This is a genomic window from Bacillus sp. SD088 (assembly GCF_017355205.1).
Lineage (GTDB): Bacteria > Bacillota > Bacilli > Bacillales > Bacillaceae_C > Lederbergia.
Window position 1 is genome coordinate 193,110 of record NZ_JADIJK010000007.1, and the last position, 6,000, is coordinate 199,109.

At 44.8% G+C, this 6,000-nt stretch carries 5 protein-coding genes and 1 pseudogene; all 6 read left to right on the forward strand.

The genetic code is table 11. The annotated features are described in order from the left end of the window. Positions 1–82 precede the first annotated feature (82 nt). The 6 genes and pseudogenes from IPU53_RS08755 to IPU53_RS08780 all read left to right on the forward strand — a co-directional run bounded on the left by IPU53_RS08755 (position 83) and on the right by IPU53_RS08780 (position 5,541). Positions 83–487, forward strand: a complete 405-nt coding sequence (locus IPU53_RS08755; RefSeq protein ID WP_207449896.1) for a transposase — start codon at positions 83–85, stop codon at positions 485–487. 17 nt (positions 488–504) lie between these two features. After that, positions 505–725, forward strand: a pseudogene (locus IPU53_RS08760) (helix-turn-helix domain-containing protein); the annotation flags it as partial. Between the two features lie 181 nt (positions 726–906). Further along, the gene (locus IPU53_RS08765; protein WP_242698156.1) at positions 907–1,590 is read left to right on the forward strand and encodes a response regulator transcription factor; all 684 of its coding nucleotides are present in this window, start codon (positions 907–909) and stop codon (positions 1,588–1,590) included. 36 nt (positions 1,591–1,626) lie between these two features. Then, a complete protein-coding gene (locus IPU53_RS08770) occupies positions 1,627–2,661 on the forward strand; it encodes a sensor histidine kinase (protein ID WP_207449898.1) in 1,035 nt (344 codons plus the stop codon). 176 nt (positions 2,662–2,837) lie between these two features. Continuing rightward, a complete protein-coding gene (locus IPU53_RS08775; protein ID WP_207449900.1) occupies positions 2,838–3,623 on the forward strand; it encodes an ABC transporter ATP-binding protein in 786 nt (261 codons plus the stop codon). Beyond that, positions 3,607–5,541: an ABC transporter permease gene (locus tag IPU53_RS08780; protein ID WP_242698157.1), complete on the forward strand. Its 1,935-nt coding sequence runs from the start codon at positions 3,607–3,609 to the stop codon at positions 5,539–5,541. The genes IPU53_RS08775 and IPU53_RS08780 overlap by 17 nt, the downstream gene beginning before the upstream one ends. Positions 5,542–6,000 lie beyond the last annotated feature (459 nt).

Below are 6,000 nucleotides of genomic sequence, written 5' to 3' on the forward strand. Positions count from 1 at the left end.
CTCTTTCCGGAGAAACAAGCTATTGAGAAAGATTACTTCCCGGTTGATTTGGAAAAAGTGCATAAGGAGCTGCAGAAAAAGAATGTTACCTTGGCCTTATTGCATCATGAGTACGCAACATGCACGTGAGAGTGGAAAGAATCCCTATGCCTACCGAACTTTTTGTGAGAATTATGGGAAATACGCGAAGAAGTATAAATTAACGATGCGTAGAAAACCAGGTGAAATTATGGAGGTGGATTGGGCATCTACGCTTCATACCATAGATCGTTCAACAGGTGAAACGATTCCAGTGTATGTTTTTATTGCAACATTGCCTTACAGTCAATTAAGTTACATTGAAGCATTTTTAGATATGAAATCACCTAATTGGCTGATCTCTCATATCCATGCATTGAAATACTTTGGTGGGATTCCTGAAACCTTGGTTCCGGTTAATAAAGACAGGGGTCACAAAAGCTCTTCGAGGAGAGCCTCTTGTAAATGAAGCCTATCGTGAACTAATTAGAACGTGATCTTATTCGAATGCGTCAGCGTGAAGGAATAGGACTTGCAAAAAAGAGGGGAAATATCGGGGGCGGGTAAAAAAATATCATTCGAAATATGAAGGCATTAACTATGAGGTGGAACTTTACAGAGAGAGAAATATGACTGTTAAAAAAATTTGTAAAATCACAAATGTGTCAAGATCGGCTTTGTACAGAAAATTGGCAGAAAGGAAGTAAAGAAGCTACCCCCATTAAAAAGTAAATATTTCCCATAGTGGCCCTTCAATCCTCGAATCGTTTCCGTACCCCCACCATAGGTGAAACATTAATCTGTGATATATTAATGAGGAGTAATTCTTTATTACCTCAAATTATTTTATTACAACAGTCAAATTTGCGACACTAGGAGGCTGGCCCGATGAAGATAAACATATTTGTTGTTGAAGATGATGATGCTTTGTTTGCTGCGTTGAAGAAAGGTCTAGAGGCTTGGTCGTTCCGGGTCACGAGACCAGATGATTTTGAAGGTGTGATGCGTTCATTTCTTGAACAACAGCCTCAGCTCGTCATCATGGATGTCATACTCCCGAAATTTGACGGTTTTCATTGGTGTCGCGAGATTCGCGCTGTATCCAAAACACCCATTATTTTCCTTTCCTCCCGCGATCACCCAATGGATATGGTCATGGCGCTGAACATGGGGGCGGACGACTTCATCCAGAAGCCGTTTCATACAGACGTGCTTTATGCCAAAATTCAAGCCGTTCTCCGGAGGACATATGCTTATGGCGAAGAGCAATCGAATATTCTTGAATGGAACGGCGCCTTGATTGATTTGAATCGAGGTGTAATTCGAAACGCTGGGAAAGAAGTGGATTTAACAAAAAACGAATTTTTCATACTGATCACGCTCGTGAAATCGAACAATGTCATTATCTCGCGCCATGACTTGATACGAAAGCTGTGGGAGGACGAGCAGTTCGTGAACGACAATACCCTCACGGCGAATATAACCCGTTTGCGGCGGAAGTTGGAGACGATCGATTTGGCAGATGCTATTGTGACAAAAAAAGGGCTGGGTTATATGGCCATCACTTTATAGAGATTACGAACATGTACTGATAGGGGGAACCATGCTATGTTTATCCGTTACGTTGATGCAAGGAAAAGCTGGATTTTACTGTTTGCAGGCTTGCTCGGCTTAGCCAATGCTCTGATCCTGCTTGATCAAGGCATCCAGGTCACATCTACTTCTCTCCTTTATTTTAACGGCTCATTTATTCTGTCCTTTCTCCTGTTTTTTATATGGCGCTTCAAAAGAGAGACAAAATATGCCGCCGCGTTGGCTGCTCTGCAGGAAGACATGGCCTTAGACTGGATTGAGACACTTCCTGAGCCTGGGGACTGCCTAGATCAGATGACCAACGACATCTTGCGGGAGGCCTCCCTTCAGTTCAAGCGAAAGCTTTCTGACTATAAAGAAACTCAACTGATCGAGAATGAATTCACGGCCTCGTGGATCCATGAGGTGAAGACTCCTCTCACCGCCATGAAGCTAATCCTGGACGCCTTGCCAAGTGATCCGGAAATACGTAAAATTGAAGCGGAATGGTTGCGGGTGTATTTGTTGGTCGACCGTCAGCTGCATATGACACGTCTGCCCGCGATCGAATCAGACTATGTTCTTGAATTTACCTCCATACAGCGTCTTGCCGCGGAAGAAGTACGGGAGCTGGCGCCATGGTGTATGGAAAAAAATCTGGCGGTCAGTATCGAAGGTACGGATGTAAAGGCCATTACAGACCGAAAATGGTGCCGCTTCATCCTTCGGCAACTGTTGACGAATGCCGTGAAATATAATCCTGCGAATACGGCACTTATGATCGTGACGGATGTAACGGAGACAGGCCAAGTCTTTTTGGATGTCATCGATGAAGGACCGGGAATACAGCCGCACGAATTGGCGCGTATCTTTGACAAAGGCTTCACGGGCGAAAACGGCAGGATTCAAAACGCAGCGACTGGACTTGGGCTCTATCTTGCAAAAACCGTTGCAGATAAATTAGGAATTACCCTCAAAGTGCAGCCCGGTCAAACGAAAGGTACAGTGATGCGAATGATTTTTGTCAATCCCAACGCATTCGAAGCTGTCCGAAGAGGGGCGGGCGGGTAATATCCAGCTATGAAGCAGTCAGGATTGCTCCTGGCTGTTTTTTGGTGTGGAATAGTGAACCTGACAATATTGTCAGGTTGTCTTGCCAGATTGTCATGTAAAACGTACGACAAGCGGAAAATCCAATCGTATAATAAAGCTATCATCAAGCAACAATTATGATTTGGAGGTACATTATGAATCAGTTGAATGTAGGAGAAACCGTTTTACAAGCAAGAAATGTCCACAAAACATTTGGTACTAAAGGAAATACACAGCATGTATTAAAAGGAATAGATTTACACGTCACCCGCAGTGAATTTGTCGGCATTATGGGCCCTTCCGGCTCAGGCAAGACGACATTGCTTAACGTCTTAGCCACGATTGATCATACAACGGACGGAACGGTTTTAATTGATGACGAAGATATCTCTAAGCTGAGTAATACCTCGCTTTCCGCCTTTCGTCGCAACAAGCTGGGATTCATTTTCCAGGATTACAATCTACTGGACACGTTGACAGTGAAGGAAAATATACTGCTGCCCATCTCCCTTAGCAAAATGAGCAAACGGAAAGCGGAAAGCGAGTTCATAGCCATCGCTGATGTGTTTGACATTAAAGCACTATCGCACAAATATCCGCATGAAATATCAGGAGGCCAGAAACAACGGACAGCTGCCGGGCGCGCTCTGATCCACCAGCCTTCGATCGTGTTTGCGGACGAACCGACCGGTGCACTGGATTCCAAATCCGCTTCCTCGTTACTGAACGTGATGGAGAAGGTAAATCAACAGCGAGGCGTCACCGTTGTAATGGTGACCCATGATCCGGTAGCCTCCAGCTATTGCAGCCGTGTTGTGTTTTTAAGAGACGGGAAGATTTATTCCGAGCTGTACCGCGGCGATAAAACAAGACATGCCTTCTTTAATGAAATTTTGGACGTGCAAGCTGTACTGGGGGGCGACCATGTTGACAGTTTTTGAATTAGCGCTTCGCAGCATGCGACAAAATGTGAAGCATTATTATTTGTACTTCTTTGCGCTGATCTTTAGTATGAGCCTGTATTTTGTCTTCACCTCACTACAGCACGATCAGGCTGTTCAGAATATGACACATCCGAGCGTTGACTTCTCTGCCGGGTTTCAAATTGCGGGAGTCATGCTGATTGTGATCGTTGGGATCTTTACCATCTCGGCCAATGGGATTTTCCTGCGTCGGCGCAGTCGAGAAATCGGACTATATCAGCTGATTGGTCTTTCCAAAGGCTGGGTAGCCCGATATCTAATGATCGAGAATATACTGCTTGGCTTAGGTGCACTACTTGCTGCGATCATCTGTGGCGCGTTGATTTCAAGACTGTTCGTCTTGATTTTGTTGAATCTGCTCGGCTTAGAAGGGATTGTCGACATCAGCTTCTCCGTACTAGCGGCTTTTAAAACGTTGATGGTCTATCTTCTCATCATCGTCATCACGTCCATTCAGATGATGCTGAAGGTTTATCGCAGCACCCTTCTGAATCTGTTTCAAGCTGACAAGCGGCCTGACCTCACTAAACCGCCCAAAGCGGTGGCATCTGCTATTTTCGCCCTGCTCGGTCTGGCGCTGATTGGATACGGCTATGAATTATCGGGTCATATCAATAAACAGTTATTCCTCAACGCACTCTTGATGCTCGGATCCATCGTTGCAGGGACTTACTTATTGTTTCGCGCTACGATCAGATGGTGCTTTTACCGGTTCCGCAAACGTAAAGATGGACACCTGGGCTTAACAAACAGCCTGTCGATGGCTCCACTGATGCACCATACGAAAGCAAATGCCAACTCACTTACCTTGATTACGTTGTTGTCGGCCATGACCATCACGATGATTTCCATGGCCTACTCCTTCTACTACTCCGTAGAGCAAGAGACCCGCCGTGATCTCCCTTATGATTTTATGTTTGAAAACGAGCCGCAGGAGGCGCTGTCGTTCAAGAAGGAGCTGGAGAAGGAAGGCATCGATGTTCAACACCATGTCGTTGAAGCGGTTCTGACGATGGGCATCATCCTTGATCCGAATGACGAATCCCGCAAGTTTGAAGAAAGTTTGTTATGGCTTCCGGCAGAACAGCTTAAACAAACAGGCGCAGACCTCAACATGCCGCCAGATGGAGAAGCCATTTTGTACAATGCTGGGGCCTCACTTGCCGGGGACTTAGATGAGCAGTCGAAGCGATATCCAACCGAAATAGAGCTGGGGCAGCATGGACAGACCGTTATGTATACATTGAGGACATTGATGGAAAGGAACATCATGAATTTAAATGCCCCCGGCCGTCAACTGCTAGTGTCAGAAGCGACGATGGACAAAATCGCAGAACAAATGGCCGGTACGCCTAGTTATAAAAAAATTCACTTTGATACGTATCAAGTTCCGGACCAGGAAGAGCTTGCCATAGCTTCCTCTCTATACAACGCAAAATACGTCAGCGACGAACAATTAACGTATGATTTCTATACGCAGTACAATGAAGTGCTGCAGACGACAGGCTTACTCATTTTTATCGCAGCTTTCCTTGGACTTGTCTTTTTGATCTCAACCGGCAGCATCTTGTACTTCAAGCAAATGACCGAAGCCGAGCAGGAAAAGCAAAGCTTTAAGACGTTACGTCAGCTCGGATTTGATGTGGATATGATCATGAAAGGCATTATACGAAAGCAGGCCATCGTGTTCCTTCTTCCTCTATCGATCGGTATACTGCATTCGATCTTTGCTATCAAGGCGGCTTCATTTATGAACCGGTCGAACACCGCGTTTCCGGCATCCATCGCCATAGCGATTTACACGGTTATCTATCTTGTATTCGCTCTGTTTACCATAGGCTACTATCGCAACATTGTAAAAAACGCTATGTCATAACCATCACTTAAAGGGGGTTAAGCTATATGGGGTACCGCCAACATTTCGGACATTTTGTACGCTAAGCATATTTCCAACCTAAAAAAATCGATTTCTTATCGTACAGGGAATCGATTTTTTGTTTTACAATCGCGCTCGTTGAATAGAGCTTGCTTAAAAAAACTGAACTAAAACATTTCCTCTTTACATTGACATCGTGTCATACCTTATATTGTTGGAAAGAAGGGGTTTATAATGAAGATCAGTGAACTTTCTAATCAAACAGGTGTTAGCACCCGTTCTACGTGAAGAACAATAATGCCACTCATTGTTTCGAATGCCTATTTTTATAAAAATTCAGGATTTATTGGGTATTCGGATTATCTTGTGGAAAATATGAAATGATAAGCTATCCTAGCAAATGGAATATGCGAGACTCCTGCGGGAGCAAAGGCCTCGATGAGACCCCGCAGTGCGCAG

Excerpts from the sequence above, each read along its gene's own strand:
- IPU53_RS08755 (WP_207449896.1), top strand. The coding sequence starts at position 83 with ATGTTACCTTGGCCTTATTGCATCATGAGTACGCAACATGCACGTGAG.
- IPU53_RS08765 (WP_242698156.1), top strand. The coding sequence starts at position 907 with ATGAAGATAAACATATTTGTTGTTGAAGATGATGATGCTTTGTTTGCT.
- IPU53_RS08770 (WP_207449898.1), top strand. The coding sequence starts at position 1,627 with ATGTTTATCCGTTACGTTGATGCAAGGAAAAGCTGGATTTTACTGTTT.
- IPU53_RS08775 (WP_207449900.1), top strand. The coding sequence starts at position 2,838 with ATGAATCAGTTGAATGTAGGAGAAACCGTTTTACAAGCAAGAAATGTC.
- IPU53_RS08780 (WP_242698157.1), top strand. The coding sequence starts at position 3,607 with ATGTTGACAGTTTTTGAATTAGCGCTTCGCAGCATGCGACAAAATGTG.